The organism is Pseudomonas sp. 86_A (assembly GCF_017491705.1).
In the GTDB taxonomy this organism is placed as follows: domain Bacteria; phylum Pseudomonadota; class Gammaproteobacteria; order Pseudomonadales; family Pseudomonadaceae; genus Aquipseudomonas; species Aquipseudomonas koreensis.
Window position 1 is genome coordinate 197434 of record NZ_JAFGYS010000009.1, and the last position, 21961, is coordinate 219394.

Genomic DNA, 21961 nt, shown 5'->3' on the forward strand with positions numbered 1-21961 from the left:
TGATCCACGATGCTGTCTGCCTGTACGCCGGTTTCCCCTGCGGAACTGGAAGCGCGTTTGCGCCTGCACCGTTTGCCGGATGTTGGCCCCAAACGTTTTGCCAAACTGCTCGAAGCCTTCGGCTCTGCCTCGAAAGCCCTCAGTGCGCCGGCCAGTGCCTGGCGAGCGCTGGGTTTGCCGGCGGCGTCTGCCGAGGCGCGGCGCAGTCCCGAAGTGCGCGACGGTGCCAGCCATGCATTGCGCTGGCTAGAGCGTCCGCACCAGCATTTGCTGATGTGGGACCAGGCCGATTACCCGGCATTGCTGGCGCAGATACCCGACCCGCCGCCGCTGTTGTTCGTGGCCGGCGATCCGCTGATTCTGGAAAAACCGCAACTGGCGATGGTCGGCAGCCGTCGCGCCTCGCGTCCGGGAATGGACACCGCCGCGGCGTTTTCCCGCAGCCTGGCCGGGGCCGGTTTTGTCATCACCAGTGGCCTGGCGCTGGGCATCGATGCGGCCGCCCATCAAGCGGCGCTGGATGTCGGCGGGCACACCGTGGGCGTGCTTGGCACCGGTCTGGAAAAATTTTATCCACAGCGCAATCAGCGCTTGGCCGAGGCGATGATCGCCGCCGGCAGCGCGGTGCTTTCGGAGTTCCCCCTGGACGCCGGCCCGACGGCGAGCAACTTTCCGCGGCGCAACCGGATCATCAGCGGATTGTCCCTCGGCGTACTGGTGGTTGAGGCGAGTGTCGCCAGTGGTTCGCTGATCACCGCGCGGCTGGCGGCGGAACAGGGGCGCGAGGTGTATGCGATTCCCGGCTCGATCCATCACCCCGGCGCGCGGGGGTGTCACCAGTTGATCCGCGACGGCGCGGTGCTGGTGGAAACCATCGAGCACATCCTCGAAGCCTTGCGCGGCTGGCAACATCTGCCGTTATCCACAGACACGCCGCGCAGTGAGCATCCCCTGTTGAACCTGCTGCATGCCGCGCCGCACACCAGTGAGGCGTTGGCCGACAGCAGTGGCTGGGCGCTGCCCAAAGTCCTGGCCGCGCTCACCGAACTGGAAATGGAGGGGCGTGCGGTGTGCGAAAACGGTCGCTGGCTGGCCAGGACACGCTAGGTTTTACAGGGAAGATCGGTAAACTGCGCAAAACCTGTTTGCGGAGAGTTTTTTCATGGTCAACAGTTGGCGTGTGCAACAAGCCGCGCGAGAGATTCGCGCCGGGGCGGTGATTGCCTATCCAACCGAAGCCGTTTGGGGGCTGGGTTGCGACCCGTGGAACGAAGAGGCGGTGGATCGGCTTTTGGCGATCAAGAACCGTTCGGTGGACAAGGGACTGATCCTGGTCGCCGACAACATCCGTCAGTTCGATTTCCTGTTCGAAGACTTCCCGCAAGAGTGGATCGACCGCATGTCCAGCACCTGGCCGGGGCCGAATACCTGGCTGGTGCCGCATCAGAACCTGTTGCCGGAATGGGTGACGGGCGTGCATGACACGGTGGCGCTGCGGGTCAGCGATCATCCGCAGGTCCGCGATCTGTGCTCGATGGTCGGGCCGCTGATTTCGACCTCGGCCAACCCCCAGGGGCGTCCGGCGGCGCGTACGCGGTTGCGTGTCGAACAGTATTTCCGCGGGCAGATCGACCTGATCCTCGGCGGGCAACTGGGTGGGCGCAAGAACCCCAGCGTGATCCGTGATCTGGCGACCGGCAAGGTCATCCGTCCCGACTGATCCGGCCTCAAACCCTCGAAAGGTGAGTACTCTTCGGCTTGATGGCGAGGAGTACTACGCATGCCTGCGATTTGTCCTGCAACGGGGCGTGTTCTCGTGTCGGAAAAGTCGCCAAGTGCCCGGATTCATTGACTTTTCCCACTTGATAATCAGACCTCCTGCCGTGGCGGATTCGCCAAAAGCAACCATCCTTTCCCTGCACTCGAAACACTTCGATAAGTTAAGGTCTGCGGAGAAAGAATGGACACTACGGATTTGCAACTCACGGATTACCTGCAGGCGCTTCAGGTGACGCTAAAGAGTCACCATGAGGGATGCCGTATCGTAACGCTTGAAGCGGGGACGGATACTCAGGAGTTCGATCGGTTTATCGATCGGCAATTTCGGCTGCGGCTGCAGCATTACATGCTGACCTCACGTGCGCGGATGCTTGAAACGCAACTGGCGATAAAGTCGCGCAGTACCCACTTTCTGCTGTATCGGCACGATCAACTGCTGGCGGTCATGCGGGCGACTCCGGCCCCGTTCGAATGGGCGCTGCTGGCGCAGCAACATGTGTCGCCCACGGTGGCGCTGTCACGTCATGTCGAATTCAGTCGCTTGATCTCGTACTCGACCCATCAACTGCCCATCGCGGTCAACGGTCTGTTGGCAGCCGCTGCCGAGTGGGCGATAAAAAGCGGTTACCAGGGCGTCACCGCACTGTGCAGGTCGCAACAACTGCGCTTTTTCCAGCGGTTCGGCCTGATGCCGATCGCGTCCAATGCCCTGCACATCGAACAGCGCGCACGCGGCGATTACTGGGTGTTGTCAGCCGAGTGGCGGCAAATCCTCGCGGCCGTTCAACAGCCTGATCAGGCGACGGTTGGCCATCTGGTGCAGCACCCGTTGGAGTGTCATCCGCGGGGTGTCTGAAGGCGTTCGACCGTCCTGCCAGTCGGGGTACCGAGACCCTGACTGGCAAGACGCCGAAGGTTTTTCAGGGCAGGAGGATGGTCGAGCCGGTGGTGCGCCGGCACGACAGCTCGGTCTGCGCTTTTGCCGCGTCAGCCAGTGGATAGCGCTGGCTGATGTCCACCGTGATCTTGCCGCTGATGATCATCTCGAACAGCTCGTCGGCCATGCGCTGCAGGTTCTCGGCGTTGTTGGCGTAGGTTGCCAGGGTCGGGCGGGTCACGTACAGCGAGCCCTTGGCCGCAAGAATCCCCAGATTGACCCCGTCCACTGCACCGGAGGCATTACCGAAACTCACCAGCAGGCCACGCGGCGCCAGGCTGTCGAGCGAGGTCAGCCAGGTGTCCTTGCCGACGCCATCGTAGACCACCGGGACTTTCTTGCCATCGGTCAGCTCCAGCACGCGCTGGGCAACGTTTTCGTGGCTGTAGTCGATGGTCGCCCAGGCGCCGTTGGCCTTGGCCAGCTCGGCTTTTTCCTTGGAACTGACGGTGCCGATCAGTTTCACGCCCAGTGCCTTGGCCCATTGGCAGGCCAGCGAGCCGACGCCCCCGGCGGCGGCGTGGAACAGAATGGTTTCGCCGCCCTTGAGCTCATAGGTCTGGCGCAGCAGGTACTGCACCGTCAGGCCCTTGAGCATGACCCCAGCGGCAGTGTCGAAGCTGATTTCGTCCGGCAGCTTGACCAGATTGGCCTCGGGCAGGATGTGCAACTCGCTGTAGGCACCCAGCGGACCGCTGCCGTACGCCACGCGATCACCGACCTTGAACCGGGTGACGTCGCTGCCCACCGCATCGACGATGCCGGCGCCTTCAGCGCCGAGGCCGGATGGCAGAGCGGGCGGTGCATACAGACCGCTGCGGTAGTAGGTGTCGATGAAGTTCAGACCGATCGCCTTGTTGGCCACCCGGACTTGGTTCGGGCCGGGCGCGGCGGGTTCGTAGTCAACAAACTCGAGCACTTCGGGACCGCCGTGGGCGCGGAACTGGATACGCTTTGCCATCTGCCTGCTCTCCTTGGGTCTTTTATGAGCCCCCTATCCAACTCCCCTGGTTGATCTTCGTCAACTGCGGCGCGCTTGCCTGCGGTGTTATGCTACGCGCCCATTTGCGCCGACCCCCGCCTGCGGGGCGCCCGCGTAGCTATGCCCTGATTCAAGGTGAAGCCATGACGACCCGCACCGACGCCGTAAAGGCCTATCTGCTCGACCTGCAAGACCGCATCTGCGCCGCACTGGAAACCGAGGACGGCGGCACGCGCTTCGTCGAAGACGCCTGGGCCCGACCTGCCGGCGGTGGCGGTCGCACCCGCGTGATCGAAAACGGTACGGTGATCGAAAAGGGCGGGGTCAACTTTTCCCATGTGTTCGGCAGCGGCCTGCCGCCGTCGGCCAGCGCCCATCGCCCGGAATTGGCGGGGCGTGGCTTCGAAGCCCTTGGCGTGTCGCTGGTGATTCACCCGCACAACCCGCACGTGCCGACGTCCCACGCCAACGTGCGCTTTTTCATCGCCGAAAAGGAAGGTGAAGAGCCGGTCTGGTGGTTCGGTGGCGGCTTCGACCTCACCCCGTATTACGGCAACGAAGAAGACTGCATCCACTGGCACCGCGTCGCCGAGCAGGCCTGCGCGCCATTTGGGCCGGACGTCTATCCGCGTTACAAGGCCTGGTGTGACACCTATTTCCACATCAAGCACCGCCACGAGCCGCGCGGCATCGGCGGCCTGTTTTTCGACGACCTGAACGAATGGGATTTCGACACCAGTTTCGCCTTCATGCGCGCCATCGGCGACGCCTACATCGACGCTTACCTGCCCATCGTGCAGCGCCGCAAACATGATGCGTTCAGCGCCAAGCAACGTGAATTCCAGGAATTCCGCCGTGGCCGCTACGTCGAGTTCAACCTGGTGTATGACCGCGGCACGCTGTTCGGCCTGCAGTCCGGCGGGCGTACCGAGTCGATCCTCATGTCGCTGCCGCCGCAAGTGCGCTGGGCCTATGACTTCAAAGCCGAGCCGGGCAGCGAAGAGGCGCGTCTGACCGACTACTTCCTGCAAGACCGCGACTGGCTGGCCCAGGCCTGAGGACTGCTGATGGATCGTTACGTCGTTTTCGGTAACCCGATCGGCCACAGCAAGTCGCCGATGATTCACAAACTGTTCGCCGAGCAGACCGGGCAGAGTCTCGACTACAGCACCCTGCTGGCGCCACTCGACGACTTTAGCGCCTGCGCCATGGCGTTCTTCCGGGAAGGTCGCGGCGCCAACGTCACTGTGCCGTTCAAGGAAGAGGCCTATCGTCTGGCGAACAGCCTGACCGCTCGTGCGCAACGGGCCGGTGCGGTAAACACCTTGAGCAAACTGGCCGATGGTTCATTGCTGGGCGACAACACCGACGGCGCCGGACTGGTGCGCGACCTGACGGTGAACGCCGGTTTCAGCCTGACCGGCAAACGCATCCTGCTGCTCGGTGCGGGTGGCGCAGTGCGTGGCGCGCTGGAGCCGTTGCTGGCGGAAAAACCGGCGTCGGTGATCATCGCCAACCGCACGGTGGACAAGGCCGAGCTGCTGGCCGAGTTGTTCTGTGATCTGGGACCGGTGTCGGCCAGTGGTTTCGACTGGTTGCAGGAGCCGGTGGACGTGATCATCAACGCCACCTCCGCCAGCCTGACCGGCGACGTGCCGCCGATTGCGCCGAGCCTGATCGAGCCGGGCCAGACCTTGTGCTACGACATGATGTACGGCAAGGAACCGACTGCGTTCTGCCGTTGGGCCAGCGAGCATGGCGCAGCGGTGTCAATGGATGGCCTGGGGATGCTGGCTGAGCAAGCAGCCGAGGCGTTTTTCCTGTGGCGTGGTGTGCGTCCGGATACGGCACCGGTGCTCGCCGAACTACGCCGCCAGCTAGCCCGATAACAGAGCCTTTGTAGCGAGGGAGCTTGCTCCCGCTCGGGTGCGAAGCGCCCGCAATTGGTTTGGGCTGCTACGCAGCCAGCGGGAGCAAGCTCCCTCGCCACAGAGGTCAGAAATGGTCAATCTTCGAACCGGATCGGGCATTGCTCCGGCCCTTCCAGCTTTCTCAACTCCTCCACCACCTGCGGCCGTGCCCGGCGCAGGGTCAGGCTGCGATCCTGGCGCAGCAGGCGCCGCGCTTCCTGATGCAGCATCTCCACCCCTGAATAGTCGATGAAGTTGATGTGTTGCGCATCGATCACCACGCGCGTGCCGTGCAGCCGTTGCAGGCGCACTTGCAGGTAATGGCTGGCGCCGAAGAAGATCGAGCCACCGACCCGCAGCACATCGTCTTCACCGTCGCGCCAATGCTGGACGCGTGGTTGCGATGTCCGCTTGAGGTAGAAGAACAGCGACGCCAGCACCCCGGCATAAATCGCGGTCTGCAATTCCAGCAGCAAGGTCGCGAGACAGGTCAGTGCCATGACCACGAACTCCGCATGGCTGACCCGCAGCAACGAGCGGATGCCGCGATGATCCACCAGCCCCCAGGCGATCAACAGAATGCTCCCGGCCATGGCGGGAATCGGAATGTGCGAAATCAGTCCGGCGCCGAAAATCGCGAACAACGCCACCCAGATTGCCGAAAACACCCCGGCCAGCGGTGAGCAGGCGCCCGCCTCGTAACTCAGGCCGGAACGGGTGAACGAGCCGGCGGACAACGATCCGGAAAAGAACGCGCCGACGATATTCGATAAACCCTGCGCGCGAACCTCCTGATTGGCATCGAGCAGTTGCTGCGAACGTGCAGCAATCGAGCGGGCAATCGACAGGCTAGTGACCAGCCCGAGCATGCCCACCGCCACCGCACTCGGCAGCAAGCGCAGAATCAGATCCAGATCCAGCGGCAACCCACTGAACGGCGGCAAGCGCCCGACAAAAGCGCTGACCAGATGCACATGGCCGAACATTGACGGCCATAACCACACGACTGCACTGCCCAGCACCAGGGTTATCAACAGGGTCGGCCAGCGCGGCAGCAATTGTTTGAGCACGAAACCGACGAGCACCGTCGCCACGCCCAATACCAATGACGGTTTATCCACAGCCCGCAGGTGTTGCAGCAGGTCCATCAGGCTGGCCAGGGCCGTGGCTTTCGCCGGCAAGTCCAGCCCCAGCAGGTTGGGCAATTGGCCGATGGCAATCACCACCGCCGCGCCAAGGGTGAACCCCAGCACCACCGAATGCGAAACGAAATTCACTAAAGCGCCGAAGCGCAACAAGCCCAGCAGCCACTGGAAGAGACCGGCAAGAAAGGTCAGCAGCAGGATCAGCGTGATGTAGTCCTGCGACGCGGGCACGGCCAAGGGACTGACGCTGGCATACAGCACAATCGAAATCGCTGCAGTCGGGCCGCAGATCAGATGCCACGACGAACCCCACAGGCAGGCGATCAAGACCGGGATGATCGCGGCATAGAGACCGTATTCGGGTGGCAGGCCGGCGATCAGTGCGTAGGCGATCGACTGTGGCAACGCGAGAATGGCACCGCTCAGACCAACGACCAGATCCCGGCCGACGCTGGCGCGGGTTTGCCGGGGCAGCCAGGTCAGGAAGGGGAAAAGTGAATGGCGACTGGGCAGGGCCATGGGTCCTCGCGGGGTGTGGGTTTATGCAAGGTTATCAGGACGCGGCAATCACTGTGGCGAGGGAGCTTGCTCCCGCCCGGCTGCGAAGCAGTCGCAAACCAGACTGCTCGGTTTATCTGCGAAAACCCAGTCAGCCCGATTGGGAGCGCTTCGCACTCCAGCGGGAGCAAGCTCCCTCGCCACAAGAATGCGTCAGAGCCTGGCCTTCACCGCAGGCAAAGCATCCTTGCCATCCACGGTCTTCACCCCGTCCAGCCATTTATCCAGCACCGCCGGATTGGCCTTGATCCACGCCTTCGCCGCGTCGGCATTGCTGACCTTCTTGTTCACCACCTCAGCCATGATGCTGTTCTCCATGTCCTGGGTGAACGCCAGGTTGGTCAGCAACTTGCCCACGTTCGGGCAGGCCTCGGCGTAGCCTTTGCGCGTCAGGGTGAACACGCTGCCGGTGTCGCCGAAATACTTCTCGCCGCCCTTCAGGTAATGCATCTTCAACTGCACGTTCATCGGGTGCGGGGTCCAGCCGAGGAAGGTGACGAATTTCTGTTTCTTCACGGCCCGCGACACTTCGGCGAGCATCGCTTGTTCGCTGGACTCGATCAGCTTCCACTGCCCGAGGTCGAAGTCGTTCTTCTTGATGATCTCCTGCAGCGAGATGTTCGCGGGTGCACCGGAACCGATGCCGTAGATTTTCTTCTCGAACTTGTCGGCGTATTTGTTCAGGTCGGCAAAGTTATGCACACCGGCGTCCCACACGTAATCCGGGACTGCCAGAGTGAATTCGGTGCCGTCGAGGTTCTTCGCCAGTTGCGTCACGTCGCCGGTGGCGACGAACTTGTCGTAGAAGCCCTGCTGCGCCGGCATCCAGTTGCCGAGGAACACATCCACCTGACCGTCCCTCAACCCGCCGAAGGTGATCGGCACCGCGAGGGTGTCGACCTTGGCCTTGTAGCCCATGCCGTCCAGCAGAAACCCGGTGATGGCGTTGGTCGCGGCGATGTCGCTCCAGCCCGGGTCGGCCATTTTCACCGTTTCGCAGCTTTGTTCGGCAAATGCCGAGGCACTGCCCAGGGCCAGCAGGCTGATCGTCAGTACTGTGGATAACTTGCGCATGGACTTCCCCTTAACATTATTGGTTTTGGCAGGGTTGTGGATAACGGGCCTTGCGTTCCAGATCGTCGAGGTCGATGTGGTTGCGCATGTACTGCTGACTGGCATCCACCAGCGGCTGGTGATCCCAGCTCTTCAGCTTGCCGATGGTCAGGGCATCGGCAACAAAACGACGGCGGCGCTGGCTGGCGAGGACCTCGCGGTGGATCGCCGGGATGTCCCACTTCGCCCGCGCCTCAGCGAGAAAATCGCCGAAAAGTTGTTGATGTTGCGGCGACTGGCTGAGCTCTTCACGTTCGTGCGGATCGTTGTGCACATCGAAGAGTAGGCACGGGTCGCTTTCACTGTAGATAAATTTGTACGCGCCGCGCCGGATCATCATCAGCGGGCTGACGGTGCCTTCGGCCATGTATTCGCCGAACACTTCGTCATGCCCGCCCTGCCCTTGCAGATGCGCCAGCAACGAACGGCCATCCAGCGGCAGGCCCGGTTCTAGGGTACCGCCGGCCAGCTCGACGAAGGTCGGCAACAGGTCGGCGGTCGATACGGCGGCGCTGACGCGGCCTGCATTGAACTGGCCTGGAGCACTTATCAACAGCGGCACGCGAGCAGCCATCTCGAACCAGTGCATTTTGTACCAGAGGCCTTTCTCGCCGAGCATGTCGCCATGGTCGCCGGAGAACACGATGATGGTGTCGTCGATCAGCCCTGTATCTTCGAGGGTTTGCAGGAGTTTGCCGACGTTGGCATCGATATAGCTGCACGCGCCGAAATAGGCACGGCGCGCGTCGCGAATTTTATCCACAGGCAGCGGCTTTTCCCACAGGTCGTAGACCTTGAGCAGGCGCTGCGAGTGCGGGTCGAGGGAATGTTGATCCGGGGTTGTCGGCAAAGGGATGTCACCGTCGTCGTACAAATCCCAGAATGCCTTGGGAATCGTGTACGGGTCGTGTGGGTGAGTCATCGACACCGTGAGGCAGAACGGCTGATCGCCGTCCTCGCGGATATGGTCGAACAGGTATTGCTGGGCCTTGAACACCACCTCTTCATCGAAGTCGAGCTGGTTGGTGCGCACGCACGGCCCGGCCTGCAGCACCGAAGACATGTTGTGATACCAGCTTGGGCGCACGTCCGGTTCGTCCCAGTTCACCGCCCAGCCGTAATCGGCAGGGTAGATGTCGCTGGTCAGGCGTTCTTCATAGCCGTGCAGTTGATCCGGGCCGCAGAAATGCATCTTGCCCGACAGCGCGGTGCGGTAGCCGAGGCGGCGCAGGTAATGGGCGTAGGTCGGAATGTCGGCGGGGAAATCGGCGGCGTTGTCGTAGGCGCCGATCTTGCTCGGCAACTGGCCGCTGACCAGGGTGAAGCGTGACGGCGCGCAGAGCGGACTGTTGCAGTACGCGGCATCGAACACCACGCCTTGGGCGGCGAGGCGTGAGAGATTCGGCAGTTTGATCGGCGATGGGCCGTAGATCGGCAACATTGGCGCGGCCATTTGATCGGCCATGATGAAAAGAATGTTCTTGCGCTTCATGTGATCGCGGCATTCCATAGTGAATATTTATGCGACATTGCTGCGATCGAGCATGGAGCCCATGCCCTGTCCGGTAAAGCCCGCGCCGGATAATGACTAGGATAAGCACCGCTTATGTATGACGCTCTCGGTAATCTGTCCCTCGACCTGTTGCGCGCCTTCGAAGCAGCGGCGCGGCATCGCAGTTTCACCGCGGCGGCCGTGGAACTGGGTACCACGCAACCGGCGATCAGCCAGCAGATCAAGCGCCTGGAAGAGCAGTTGGGTGCGCGGCTGTTTGACCGGATTTATCGCGGTATCGAACTGACTGAGGGCGGGGCCATCCTGTTCGAGCAGGTTCAGCTCGGTTTGCAGCATATCGACGCAGGATTGAGCGCAATCAGTACGCAACAGCAGCATGAAGTTTTGCAGGTCGCCACCGACTTTGCCTTCGCTGCCTATTGGCTGATGCCGCGCCTGCAGCGCTTTCACCAGGCCAACCCGAACGTCGACGTCAGCCTGGTGACCAGCGAGCGCAACCACAACATGCTGCGCACCGACATTGATGTCGCGGTGCTGTTTGGCGACGGGCGCTTCAAACAGGGCGAGAGCCATTGGCTGTTCAGCGAAGAAGTGTTCCCGGTGTGCAGCCCGCAATTGCTCAAGGACCGGCCCCTGCCCTTGCCCGCTCAGGCACTGCTGGAGTTGCCGCTGCTGCACCTGCGCGGGGAAAACAGCAGCAACTGGTTTGACTGGAGCGGGCTGTTCCGCGAACTGGGCATCAGCACGCCACCGGCACCGGGACAATTGCGTTTCGACAACTACACGTTGCTGATTCAGGCGGCGATTGGCGGTCAGGGCGTGGCGATTGGTTGGCGCCACCTTGTGGATAACTTGCTGACCCAAGGCTTGCTCTGTCGGCCCATCGCCGAAACCACCCTCTCGCGCCTCGGTTATTACGTGGTGCTGCCGCAACGTAAACGCCGGAGCGCGTTGATTCAGCAGTTTGTTGACTGGTTGATGGTTGAGCAGGCCAGCAGCGCCGAATCCCTGAATGGTATGGCGTTGCCTTCGATTGCGGTTTGAAGATCAAAAGATCGCAGCCTGCGGCAGCTCCTACAGGAGGTTGCATGTCTATGTAGGAGCTGCCGCAGGCTGCGATCTTTTTACGTATCTGACGTCGCCACAAAATTCACATGCTGCCCCACATGCAGATTCAACCGCAGCTCATCGGCAATCCCCACCGCGACCCGGTTCAGCCGTTCCAGCGGTTCTGCCAGCCCTGGCTCCAGATTGCCGCCCACCTGACTGAAATGCTCGATGCTCAGCCCGGCCACACCGTGGGGCGCGTTCACCAGTGTCCACTGCAACGGGCTGCTTTGCAGGGCTTCGCGGATTTCTTCGGCGGCGTGGCGTTGCAGCCCGTCGTCCAGATCCGGTTCATCAAGGACGGCAAAATTCCCCACCAGAAACAGCCGAGACACGTTCGCCGCTTGCAGGCCGTCGACCAGTGCGTCGACCGCCAGCACCTGCTCCACCGGCCCCAGCACTACGGACCGTTCCACCTGGTCGCTGCTGAACGGCAGGCCCGGTGCATCCAGCAGGCAAATCACCGCCGAGCTGCCCGCTACGCTTTGCTTGACCCGCTCGGCGTCGAACAGATCGCCGCTCTTGGTGCGCAGCCCGGGCCGTGGCGCGAGCACGTTCAAATCGTCGAGAATCGCGATGACTTCGTGCTGCCTGCGCAGCATTTCAGCCATCAACGCGCCGCCCAGGCTAGCCATGGCACCATAGAGCACCACCTTCACCGTCGGGGTTTCGGCATTTTTCATGGCTGAGCTCCTGTTCCTGTCATATGGCGTGTGACCCACAGGAAACGGCGAGGGTTCGAATCGATTCAGAGGCTTGCACATGCATACGATCAAGGGCTACCACGCCCATATCTATTACAACGCCAGCACGCTTGCGCAGGCCCGGGCCTTGTGCGAGCGGGCGGCGCAGACATTTGCCTTGCAGATGGGCCGGATGCACGAGCGTCCGGTCGGCCCGCATCCGGACTGGAGCTGCCAACTGGCCTTCGGCCCACAGCTGATCGGCGAGGTGCTGCCGTGGCTGGCGCTCAATCGCCAGGGGTTGGTGGTGTTCCTGCACCCGGACACCGGCAATGATCTGCTCGACCACACCGAGCATGCGATCTGGATGGGCGCGATACGCCCGTTGGACCTGTCTATTTTCTGATCAAAGGGTTTCTTCGGGTTCGCCCGGCAGATGCTCGTCCAGATGCAGCCAGGGCAGTTGGCTGTCGGTCCAGATATGCCGCTCGGCCGGTGCGCGCTGCGGATGATCCAGCGTGGCGATGGTCACATCGATGCTCTCCGGACTGAGCAGGGTCACCAGCGCCAGTTGCGCGCCGCATTGCGGGCAGAAGTAGCGCGCGCACCTGCTGGAAGAGTCATAGCGCGCCGGAGTCCCCGCCAGCCACTGGAAATTCGCCGCCGGCACGGTGATCCATGTGGTGACGATGCCGCCGCTGACCTTGCGGCAGATCGAGCAGTGGCAATGCGCGATGTCGTGCAATGCCCCGCTGAACTGATAGCGGATATGTCCGCAATGGCAGCCACCGCTGTGCACTTCTCCCATGTCCCTGCCCTCCCGTCCCCGAATTGATTGACTCCAGCCGCATCCGACGGCCGGTTGGCCATTCGCCCGAAGCTTTCGTCGGCGAAAGGTAGCTGAAAGGTTGCCCGATTAGGATCGCCGCCACTACCGGCAACAGACCGGTTGGCCAACGCGTGTGATCGCTCGCACGTCAGGCCCAATTAACAACAACAATGGTGATTCTGATGTCCTCTGTAGCCCGCCTTCTCGCTAAAACTCCGCCCGTACGCCTCGTGCTTCCCGTTCTGCGCTGATCCCCTCCGATCCGCTCACTTCATTCGCCGCGCTACGCCTGGAGTATTCCCATGCTGACTTTCCTTGGCTTTGCCATGGTCATCACGTTCATGTTCCTGATCATGACCAAGCGCCTGTCTGCGCTGATCGCCCTGATCATCATCCCGATCCTGTTCGCCCTGTTCGGTGGTTTCGCGCCGAAGATCGGCCCGATGATGCTCGAAGGCATCACCAAGCTCGCGCCGACCGGCGTGATGCTGATGTTCGCGATTCTGTACTTCGCCCTGATGATCGACTCCGGCCTGTTCGACCCGGCCGTGCGCAAGATCCTCAAACTGGTCAAGGGCGACCCGTTGAAAGTTTCGGTCGGTACCGCCGTGCTGGCGCTCGTCGTTTCCCTTGATGGTGACGGCGCGACCACTTACATGATCTGCGTGGCCGCCATGCTGCCGCTGTACAGCCGCATCGGCATGAGCCCGCGGATCATGGCCGGTCTGATCATCCTCGCCGGTGGCGTGATGAACATGACCCCCTGGGGCGGCCCGACCGCGCGTGCCGCCAGTGCGCTGCATGTCGACCCGTCGGACATCTTCGTGCCGATGATCCCGGCGATGGCTGCCGGTGTGGTGGCGATCCTGATCATTGCCTACTTCTACGGCAAACGTGAACGTGCGCGTCTGGGTGAGCTGCACCTGATCGGCGACGAGATCGATCACAGCGAAATCAGCGTGTCGCAGTTCCCGGACGCCCGCCGTCCGAAGCTGATCTGGTTCAACGGCCTGCTGACCCTGGCGCTGATGTGCACGCTGATCGCCGGCCTGCTGCCGCTGCCGGTGCTGTTCATGGTGGCGTTCAGTATCGCGATGATCGTCAACTACCCGTGCCTGCAAATGCAGAAGGACCGCGTAGCGGCCCACGCGGGTAGCGTGCTGTCGGTGGTCAGTCTGATTTTTGCTGCGGGTATCTTCACCGGTATCCTGTCCGGAACCGGCATGGTCGACGCCATGTCGAAAAGTCTGCTGGCAGTAATCCCGGACTTCCTCGGCCCGTACCTGGCGGTGATCACGGCGCTGGTGAGCATGCCGTTTACATTCTTCATGTCGAACGACGCGTTCTACTACGGCGTGTTGCCGGTGCTCTCCGAAGCGGCCAGCCATTACGGCATCACCGCGGTGGAAATGGCCCGTGCCTCGATCGTCGGTCAGCCCGTCCACTTGCTGAGTCCGCTGGTTCCGTCGACGTATCTGCTGGTGGCACTGGCCGGTATCGAATTCGGTGACCACCAGCGTTTCACCCTGAAGTGGGCAGTGCTGGTCTGCCTGTGCATACTGGTGGCCGCCTTGCTGCTGGGGACGTTCCCGCTGTTCAGCACGTTGTAACGGCATTCACTCACCATGACGCCAGCTGCTTGCTGGCGTCATGGTTTAACACTTGCTCAAAGGAATACACATGGATTGGCTGACCAACCCCGAAATCTGGGTTGCCTTCTTTACCCTGACCGCCCTGGAAATCGTTCTGGGCATCGATAACATCATCATGATTTCGATCCTGGTCAGCCGCATGCCCAAACACATGCAGCAGCGCACACGGATCTTCGGCCTGGGCCTGGCGATGATCACACGGATCCTGTTGCTGCTGTCGATCACCTGGGTGATGCGCCTCACCGCCGACCTGTTCGTGGTGTTCGGCCAGGGCATTTCCGGCCGCGACCTGATCCTGTTCTTCGGTGGCCTGTTCCTGCTGTGGAAGAGCTCGCAAGAGATGTACCACGCGCTGGAAGGCGAAGACGAAAGCGGCGACGAGCCTTCGGGCAAGGGCGGCAACTTCCTCTACACCATCATCCAGATCGCGATCATCGACATCGTGTTCTCGCTGGACTCGGTGATCACCGCCGTCGGCATGGTCTCCCATGTGCCGGTGATGGTCGCGGCAATCGTCGTCGCCGTACTGGTGATGATGGCGGCCTCGGGCAAAATCAGCGAGTTCATCGACAAGCACCCGTCGCTGAAGATGCTGGCGCTGTCGTTCCTGCTGGTGGTCGGTACCGTGCTGATTGCCGAGTCGTTCGACGTGCACGTACCGAAAGGCTACGTCTACTTCGCCATGGCGTTCTCGCTGGCGGTTGAGGCGATCAACATCAAACTGCGCGGCGCGATGGCCAAGAAGAAACAGCAGCAAGATCCGGTGAAACTGCGCAAGGACGTACCTGGGCAGTAATCCGCCAGTCCATACGCAACACCCCTTGTAGGAGTGAGCCTGCTCGCGATAGCGGCCTGTCAGTCAACATCAATGTTGAAGCTGACGGCCCTATCGCGAGCAGGCTCACTCCTACAGTTGTTTCTGGGTTCAGGCAGGCGGCACGAGGTTGTCGAGGACGCGGTTCACGGCCAGCTCACCCAGCATGATCACCTGCGCAATCCCCAACAACGAACTGCGCTGCGGCCCGTCGATAAACCCCGCCAGATCACTGGCCATGACGCTCGCCGACGCCAGGGATTCGCAGGCATGCACCAACAGGGTTTCGTTATCGACCTTGGGGTCGATAAGGAAAATCGTGCTGGGTTTGCGCACCGGGTCGCAGGCTTTCTTGAGCGTTGGGTCGAGGTAGAAATCGATGGCCCGGTCGGCCGCCTCTTTCATCTTCTGGGTGTCGGTGGCCGGATCGGTGTCAGGCGGGTTTGGTGTCACTTTGAACATATTGACTAGCTCCTCAAATGAAGCCGCCATCGTTCTCTACTAAAAGAATGGAGGCGGCTGTGCGCAGGTTAGTAGACCGGGGAGCTAGCTTTACCGGCGCACCCGAGGGTGCCCTGCGCACAACCACCATCGAGTGCAGGAAAGCGAAACCTGACTGAACGGTACTTGCGCACAACACTAGCAACCCGGGCTACTAATCCCGACCACTGATGAGCAGTGGCAAGCAAACGATAGAGACCGGCCCCGAGGCGCACAAGCCGGCGGATTCTGGCGTAGCCGTAGGCAACGGCGCAAGGTTTTGTAGCCTCCCGGACGTAACACGACGTTTGTTTAAACACTCTGCCAAATTCGCGTTTAACACCTATCAAACATCATCACCAACCCTGTGGGCGCTGGCTTGCCAGCGATAGCGGCGTGTCAGGCAACATCAATGTTGGCGGTGCCGCCGTCATCGCTGGCAAGCCAGCTCGCACAGGGTTTTCAGCGCTCCCACAGTGGCACATCGCAATCATTTGATACGGGATTCACAGGTTGACGCACCGGGCCTCGGCCGTTAGCGTCCCCTGCTCGTCTCAAACGACAAACAAGGAATGTTCATGTCTGGAAAACCCGCCGCGCGCGTCACGGACCCGACCACTTGCCCGCTACCTGGCCACGGCACCAACCCGATTGCCAGCGGTTCCGGCGACGTCTTTTTCAATGGCCTCGCCGCCGCCCGCCTCGGTGACACCTGCACCTGCGGCCAAGCCCTCAATGGCGCCTTCTCCGCGACGGTATTCATCAACGGCAAAAACGCCATGACCCTCGACAGCACCGCCAGCCATGGCGGCGTGGTGATTGGCGGTTCTGGCGACGTCATCATCGGCAGCTCGCACACACCCGCGCCCTTCATCCCGCCGCTGCCGATCATTGGCCAGCCGCTGGTGGAATTCAAAGCCGTCAGCGCCGGCAACGGCGAACCCATCGCCGAACAAGGCTACGAAATCGAAACCGCCGAAGGCCGCATCGTCAAAGGCCAGACCAATGAAAAAGGCATGACCCAAAGCGTCGCCACCCTGCAGCCCGATCTCGCCCTCGTGCGCTGGACAGTCTGAGACTCAAGGAAGAAGCAATGACCGGACAATGCATCGCTCCAGACGACCTGGACATGAAAAAGCTTTGGGACAGCACCTGCGAACTGCCCACCTGCAAACGCGAAACCAGCACCACCGGCCCCAACCCTAAAACCCGCGTCGAAGTCCCGCTGCTGACCTGCAACTGCCTGTGGCGCCGCTTCCAGAAAGAAGCCGAAGACTGGGTCGCCCCCGGCGGCGTCCTCATCGCCGACCCGCAAGCGCGCAACCGCAAGATCAACGCCGCGTATGCGCAACTGTGGCTGGCGGATAACCGGTTTCAGTGGGCGGGGTTGGCGGCGTTTGCTTCGAAGCAGGTGGGGTGTGGCTTGATCCATGCCACCAAACTGCAAACCGCCATTGCTGCGCAGAAAGCAGCGTTGGAAAAGCTGCGAACCGCCCCATCGGAAACATTGTTCGAAGGTTTCGGATTCAAGTTCAGCAAAACCAATCCTGAGGTTGAACAGGAACTTGAGAAAGCCCGAGCGGCAAACCCGATGCCGACCGAGGACATCACTATCGGCGACAACCCACGCTCAGTGGTTCAGCAGCAGTTGGATTATGTGTATGAGATGTTGGCGCTAGGTAATACATCGCTATTTCTGGACGTTTATCCCTTGCACCGGTTTTTTATGGTGCGGGGTTATAAGGAAATGGAAAAGTGTCTGAAGAGCCGGCGCGGGATCGCGAAAGATGTGATGTGGCCGATTGCGAATAAGGTGCAGTTTGGGGTTGATACGGGTGAAATTTACCGAACATTTGAAGCCATTGACGCCGGTGAAATTGCCGAAAGTGTTCAACAGATGGCGCGACACGAACAATTGAATATCTTGCAGCCCGCAATGTACGAGGACACGCATTTTGCAACGTTGATGCGCGGTACTCATGCGGGCAATTACGTATCCGTGGTGACGGGGTTGTTCTCTGGCGCAGCAGAGGAAATTCAACTAACGCTGGCTAGCCAATGCAAGGCGCCTGATAACAGGCAGGTTTCATTTTCCAAAAATCCTATCGCTAATCTCGCGGACAGAGATCAGCGAATGGAGTTCGTATTACGTGCTGCTGACCAATTCGATGCTCTGCTCAAGAACCCAACGACTAGGGCCCAACTGAAACAGTCGATTACGGACATTGCTCACGGGGGGGGGATAAAGTGACGATACTTTCTCGTCGATTAGCGTTTGCTGGAACAGGGATTGCGGTCGTTTTGGCGGTTGTTGTCGCCTACTCCATGTCTGGCGTCGACAGGATCTATGCCCATATTGGCAAGCCATATGCCGAAGTCGTCAAAGACTCCAGTTTTCCTGTTGAGCGCAAAACAGCCATGTACCCAGGTGACCCTCCCAAGGTCGACTCGACCTGGATAAGCAGCCCGGTCGTGATCACTTTTGATGACCCTGAACATGGCTTCACCTTGCCCAAAACCATCTACGGAGCGGTGGGCTATACCAAGGGAAAAGTGGATGGCATAACCACGTCCCCAATGGTTGAAACGCTTCCCTTCGATCAGACAGCGAAGCTATTGAACGAGCTGCAATCGATGTTCAGGGACGCCAACTGGATTCCTGAACCCGTTGAGGGAAATGATTGGCTCAAAGTGCAAAGCGATGATGAAAAGCGACAGCTACAAGCAAAGCTTTTTGATCAGGCGGATGGGGTCATTCTTTTGGTTCCGCACAAATACAGCCTGTTGATGCACATCAAGTGCTATGCGCGTTGCGACGAGCGGAATGTGGATACGGCCAGGTATTTAATTGACGTTGGCCTGAGCAGGGATCATTTCAGTGATTGATTCAGCCACACCCGCAAACCCTGTGGGAGCTGGCTTGCCAGCGATAGCGGCGTGTCAGGCAACATCAATGTCGGCAGTGCGGCCCTCATCGCTGGCAAGCCAGCTCCCACAGGGATTTGTGGTGATTGTGGAAGGGGGTGGATGAAGTGCTTTTCATGACACTTTTATTTCAATCAGCACTTTAGCTGTGCAATGCTGGCGCCCTGACCGTTAGCCAACTACAGCTTAAGTACAAGACGTAGAAACCGCGCGGTACCGTCCACTTGCCCCTCTGGGGCGCTGAAATACAGGGGGTCTGCATGCTCACCCTGCTCAATTTGCTCTCTGCCGTGACCCTGCTGATCTGGGGCACGCACATCGTCCGAACCGGCATCCTGCGGGTGTACGGCACCAACCTGCGCCATGTCATTGGCCAGAACATGTCCAAGCGCTGGCTCGCGTTCGTCGCCGGCATCGTCGTGACTGCGATGGTGCAGAGCAGCAACGCCACCGCCATGCTTGTCACTTCTTTTGTCGGTCAGGGCCTGATGGCGCTGACCCCGGCGCTGGCGACCATGCTGGGCGCCGACGTCGGTACCGCGCTGATGGCGCGGGTGCTGACCTTTGACCTGTCGTGGCTGTCGCCGCTGCTGATTTTTCTCGGGGTGATTTTCTTTCTGTCGCGCAAACAGACGCGGCTCGGGCAGATGGGCCGGGTCAGCATCGGTCTGGGGCTGATCATTCTCGCGCTGCAACTAATCGTCGAAGCCGCCGCACCGATTACCCACGCCCAAGGGGTGAAGGTGATCTTTGCTTCGCTGACCGGCGACATCCTCCTCGACGCCCTGGTTGGCGCGCTGTTCGCGATGATTTCCTATTCCAGCCTCGCCGCCGTGCTGCTGACCGCGACGCTGGCCGGCGCCAGCGTGATCAGCCTGCCGGTGGCGATCGGTCTGGTGATCGGCGCCAACATCGGCAGCGGCGTGCTGGCGTTCATGAGCACCAGCATGCAGAACGCCGCCGGGCGGCAAGTGGCGCTGGGCAGCCTGTTGTACAAACTGATTGGGCTGTTGCTGATCATTCCGGTGCTCGATCCGCTGGTGCACTGGATGGACGGGCTGGATTTCAGTCCGCAGGAAATGGTCATCGGCTTCCACCTGCTCTACAACACGGCGCGCTGCCTGATTCTGTTACCCAGCGTCTCGCCGATGGCGCGCCTGTGCGCGTGGCTGCTGCCGGAGCGCCCGGAGGTCAATGGCACTGCCAAGCCGCGGCATCTCGATGCGACGGCGTTGGTCACCCCAAGCCTGGCGCTGGCCAACGCCGCCCGCGAGACCCTGCGCATGGGCGATCTGATCGACAACATGCTCGACGCTACCCTCGATGTGCTGCGCGGCAAACAGACCGCCGTCACCCAGGAGATGCGCCGTCTGACCGATGACGTCGAGGCGCTGTATAGCGCGATCAAGCTGTACTTGGCACAAATGCCCCGCGAGGACCTTGGCGAGCAGGACAGTCGGCGCTGGGCGGAGACCATCGAGCTGGCGATCAACCTGAAATTGGCCAGCGACCTGATCGAACGCATGCTGCGTAAGGTGCAGCAGCAGAAAACCTCACAACGGCGCTCGTTCTCCGAGGACGGACTGGAAGAACTGGCCGGGCTGCATCAGCAACTGATCGCCAACCTGCGTCTGGGGCTGTCGGTGTTTCTCAGCGGCGACAAGGAAAGCGCCCGGCAGTTGTTGCGCGAAAAACGTCGCTTCCGCGCACAGGAACGCCGTTTGGCCCATGCCCATGTCAGCCGTTTGCAACGTAAGATCGTGCAGAGTCTGGAAACCAGTTCGCTGCACCTGGAGCTGATTGCGGATATGAAGCGCTTGAATTCGCTGTTTTGCAGCAGTGCTTACGTGGTGCTGGAAACGGCGGATACCGGGGCGCTGGAAGCGGATGATATTGCCGACATTACGCATTCGCCTTGAACGTCTGCGGCTGGGGTCAGTCAGTAACATTGATTCAGCCTTCAGGGCGCTATCGCGAGCAGGCTCACTCCTACAGCGGGAACGCGTTTCAAATGCAGGAGTGAGCCTGCTCGCGATGAGGTCCTGACTGACGACACGGATCTCCAAATCAGCCGTATGGAAGCCTGTTATGCGTTGCCTGTTGTTCGCCTGTCTGTTGCTCGGTTCCCTGCCCGCCTTTGCCGTTGATCGCTTTCAGGTCGAAGGCTATGCGCTGCCCAACGGTTTGCAGCTGTTGCTCAAGCCCGGCACTGAACGCGGGCATGTGGCGATTCGCCTGGTGGTGGGCGTCGGTCTCGACGATTTCGACTGCGATGAAAAAGAGCTGCCGCACCTGCTCGAGCACCTGCTGTTCAGCGGCGTCGACGCCACCGGCGAAGGCGGCCTTGAGGAGCGCATGCAGGCGCTGGGCGGCGAGTGGAACGCCTTCACCAGCAACGCCGACACCACGTTCGTCATCGAAGCCCCGGCGAAGAACCAGCGCAAGGTGCTCGACCTGCTGCTCGGCCTGCTGACCCAGACCCGCATCGACGACAACGCGATCAACGCCGCCAAGCGCGTGGTCGAGCGCGAGGACGGCGGCCATTACACGCGCCTGCAACGCTTTCTCGACCGGCAGGATCTGGGCCACACCGCGAGCAATCAACTGGCGGTGGAACTGGGCCTGAAATGCCCGCAGCGGGCCGAAGTCGGTCACCTGACCCAGCAGCAACTGGAGCAGGTGCGCAAGACCTGGTACGCGCCGAACAACATGACCCTGATCGTCGTCGGCGAGCTCGACAAATTGCTGCCGGCCTATCTGGAGCGCACCTGGGGCGCGCTCGAAGCGGTGGACCCGGCCGAGCACCGTGAGCTGCCGGACATCCGCACCAGCGCCGCCCATGAACGCACCCTCACCCGCGGTTTTATCGGCGACAGTGCCAAGTTGCACTGGCTGGTGCCGGAGCCGATGCTCGACGATCAGTACGACGAGACGTTCGACATCCTCAAGGACTACCTCGACTGGGCGCTGTACCGGCAGATTCGCCTGAACCACGGCTTGTCCTACGGGCCATGGGCCGAGCGTGAAGTGTTTGGCGGGGTCGGCTTCATGAGCCTGAATGCCGACGTGGATCGCGATGACCTTGCCGAAGCCAAGCAGGTGCTGGAAGACCTCAAGGCCGACTTGCTGAAAAACGGCCTCGACCCCGACACCTTCGCCCGGATCAAACAGGCCGCCATCGCCCACCAGGCCTGGGCTGTGCAAGGCAACAGCGCGATGGCGGATTACTACTGGAGCGCGCTGGGCGACTACGAGGACGGGCGCTTTGCCAACCCGGCCCGCGAGCTGCAGGGCGTGACCCTGGAAACGGCGAACAAGGCCATGCGCGAATTGTTGTTGCAGCCGGGGTATCTGCGGATCGAGAAGCCGTTGCTCAGTGATGATGAGGTGTTGTGGCTGATTGCCGGTGGTCTGGGCGTGGTGTTGCTGGGGCTGATTGGCTGGCGTTTGCACCGCCGGGAAAAGCACAAAGCCCAAGGGTGAAGAACATACTGTGGCGAGGGAGCTTGCTCCCGCTGGGCTGCGAAGCAGCCC

General features: G+C 61.1%; 21 protein-coding genes. 14 read left to right on the forward strand and 7 right to left on the reverse strand.

The genetic code is table 11. The features are described from left to right. Positions 1 to 9: 9 nt before the first annotated feature. From dprA to J5M57_RS15680, 3 genes are all read left to right on the forward strand, one after another. On the forward strand, positions 10 to 1107 hold the full coding sequence (gene dprA, locus J5M57_RS15670; protein WP_064585218.1) for a DNA-processing protein DprA: 1098 nt from the start codon (positions 10 to 12) through the stop codon (positions 1105 to 1107). A 55-nt stretch (positions 1108 to 1162) separates the two neighbouring features. Next, positions 1163 to 1720: an L-threonylcarbamoyladenylate synthase gene (locus J5M57_RS15675; protein ID WP_064585219.1), complete on the forward strand. Its 558-nt coding sequence runs from the start codon at positions 1163 to 1165 to the stop codon at positions 1718 to 1720. A 240-nt stretch (positions 1721 to 1960) separates the two neighbouring features. Next, on the forward strand, positions 1961 to 2635 hold the full coding sequence (locus J5M57_RS15680; RefSeq protein ID WP_207848679.1) for a hypothetical protein: 675 nt from the start codon (positions 1961 to 1963) through the stop codon (positions 2633 to 2635). 64 nt (positions 2636 to 2699) lie between these two features. Here the strand turns inward: J5M57_RS15680 and J5M57_RS15685 are convergent, their stop codons facing one another. Continuing rightward, a complete protein-coding gene (locus J5M57_RS15685) occupies positions 2700 to 3677 on the reverse strand; it encodes an NADPH:quinone reductase (protein ID WP_207848680.1) in 978 nt (325 codons plus the stop codon). Positions 3678 to 3841: 164 nt separating this feature from the next. Here J5M57_RS15685 and hemF point away from each other — a divergent pair, with 164 nt between their 5' ends. Together hemF and aroE are read left to right on the forward strand one after the other, a co-directional pair. Continuing rightward, the gene (gene hemF / locus J5M57_RS15690; RefSeq protein ID WP_025112274.1) at positions 3842 to 4756 is read left to right on the forward strand and encodes an oxygen-dependent coproporphyrinogen oxidase; all 915 of its coding nucleotides are present in this window, start codon (positions 3842 to 3844) and stop codon (positions 4754 to 4756) included. A gap of 9 nt (positions 4757 to 4765) precedes the next feature. After that, a complete protein-coding gene (gene aroE / locus J5M57_RS15695) occupies positions 4766 to 5587 on the forward strand; it encodes a shikimate dehydrogenase (RefSeq protein ID WP_207848681.1) in 822 nt (273 codons plus the stop codon). Positions 5588 to 5703: 116 nt separating this feature from the next. On the opposite strand, the gene J5M57_RS15700 is transcribed toward aroE, so the two are convergent. From J5M57_RS15700 to betC, 3 genes are all read right to left on the reverse strand, one after another. Next, the gene (locus J5M57_RS15700) at positions 5704 to 7272 is read right to left on the reverse strand and encodes a SulP family inorganic anion transporter (protein WP_083367445.1); all 1569 of its coding nucleotides are present in this window, start codon (positions 7270 to 7272) and stop codon (positions 5704 to 5706) included. Positions 7273 to 7464: 192 nt separating this feature from the next. Next, a complete protein-coding gene (gene choX, locus J5M57_RS15705) occupies positions 7465 to 8385 on the reverse strand; it encodes a choline ABC transporter substrate-binding protein (RefSeq protein ID WP_207848682.1) in 921 nt (306 codons plus the stop codon). A gap of 16 nt (positions 8386 to 8401) precedes the next feature. After that, a complete protein-coding gene (gene betC, locus J5M57_RS15710; RefSeq protein ID WP_207848683.1) occupies positions 8402 to 9916 on the reverse strand; it encodes a choline-sulfatase in 1515 nt (504 codons plus the stop codon). Positions 9917 to 10030: 114 nt separating this feature from the next. On the opposite strand from betC, the gene J5M57_RS15715 reads away from it, so the two are divergent. Further along, the gene (locus J5M57_RS15715) at positions 10031 to 10981 is read left to right on the forward strand and encodes a LysR family transcriptional regulator (protein WP_207848684.1); all 951 of its coding nucleotides are present in this window, start codon (positions 10031 to 10033) and stop codon (positions 10979 to 10981) included. Between the two features lie 80 nt (positions 10982 to 11061). Here J5M57_RS15715 and J5M57_RS15720 read toward each other — a convergent pair whose 3' ends face one another. Next, positions 11062 to 11727: an NAD(P)H-binding protein gene (locus J5M57_RS15720; RefSeq protein ID WP_083367441.1), complete on the reverse strand. Its 666-nt coding sequence runs from the start codon at positions 11725 to 11727 to the stop codon at positions 11062 to 11064. 79 nt (positions 11728 to 11806) lie between these two features. Between J5M57_RS15720 and J5M57_RS15725 the strand changes: the two genes are divergently transcribed. After that, positions 11807 to 12133 (forward strand): DOPA 4,5-dioxygenase family protein, encoded by a 327-nt coding sequence (locus J5M57_RS15725; RefSeq protein WP_207848685.1) that lies wholly within the window; start codon positions 11807 to 11809, stop codon positions 12131 to 12133. Here the strand turns inward: J5M57_RS15725 and J5M57_RS15730 are convergent, their stop codons facing one another. Continuing rightward, positions 12134 to 12535 (reverse strand): GFA family protein, encoded by a 402-nt coding sequence (locus tag J5M57_RS15730; RefSeq protein ID WP_207848686.1) that lies wholly within the window; start codon positions 12533 to 12535, stop codon positions 12134 to 12136. Between the two features lie 323 nt (positions 12536 to 12858). Between J5M57_RS15730 and J5M57_RS15735 the strand changes: the two genes are divergently transcribed. Then, complete coding sequence (locus J5M57_RS15735; RefSeq protein ID WP_007954069.1) at positions 12859 to 14166, forward strand: CitMHS family transporter; 1308 nt, start codon at positions 12859 to 12861, stop codon at positions 14164 to 14166. Positions 14167 to 14236: 70 nt separating this feature from the next. Continuing rightward, positions 14237 to 15004 (forward strand): TerC family protein, encoded by a 768-nt coding sequence (locus J5M57_RS15740; protein ID WP_064585231.1) that lies wholly within the window; start codon positions 14237 to 14239, stop codon positions 15002 to 15004. 129 nt (positions 15005 to 15133) lie between these two features. Here J5M57_RS15740 and J5M57_RS15745 read toward each other — a convergent pair whose 3' ends face one another. Continuing rightward, positions 15134 to 15484, reverse strand: coding sequence for a DUF6124 family protein (locus tag J5M57_RS15745; protein WP_207848687.1), 351 nt, complete (start codon positions 15482 to 15484; stop codon positions 15134 to 15136). 590 nt (positions 15485 to 16074) lie between these two features. Between J5M57_RS15745 and J5M57_RS15750 the strand changes: the two genes are divergently transcribed. The 5 genes from J5M57_RS15750 (at position 16075) to J5M57_RS15770 (ending at position 21910) form a co-directional block, all read left to right on the forward strand. Further along, entirely contained in the window at positions 16075 to 16578 is a 504-nt protein-coding gene (locus J5M57_RS15750) for a PAAR domain-containing protein (protein ID WP_347709560.1), read from the forward strand. Positions 16579 to 16595: 17 nt separating this feature from the next. Next, positions 16596 to 17753: a hypothetical protein gene (locus J5M57_RS15755; protein ID WP_207848689.1), complete on the forward strand. Its 1158-nt coding sequence runs from the start codon at positions 16596 to 16598 to the stop codon at positions 17751 to 17753. Beyond that, on the forward strand, positions 17750 to 18388 hold the full coding sequence (locus J5M57_RS15760; protein WP_347709561.1) for a hypothetical protein: 639 nt from the start codon (positions 17750 to 17752) through the stop codon (positions 18386 to 18388). The genes J5M57_RS15755 and J5M57_RS15760 overlap by 4 nt, the downstream gene beginning before the upstream one ends. Positions 18389 to 18687: 299 nt before the next feature. Further along, on the forward strand, positions 18688 to 20346 hold the full coding sequence (locus tag J5M57_RS15765; protein WP_064585232.1) for a Na/Pi cotransporter family protein: 1659 nt from the start codon (positions 18688 to 18690) through the stop codon (positions 20344 to 20346). A gap of 169 nt (positions 20347 to 20515) precedes the next feature. Continuing rightward, positions 20516 to 21910, forward strand: coding sequence for an insulinase family protein (locus tag J5M57_RS15770; protein ID WP_207848690.1), 1395 nt, complete (start codon positions 20516 to 20518; stop codon positions 21908 to 21910). Positions 21911 to 21961 lie beyond the last annotated feature (51 nt).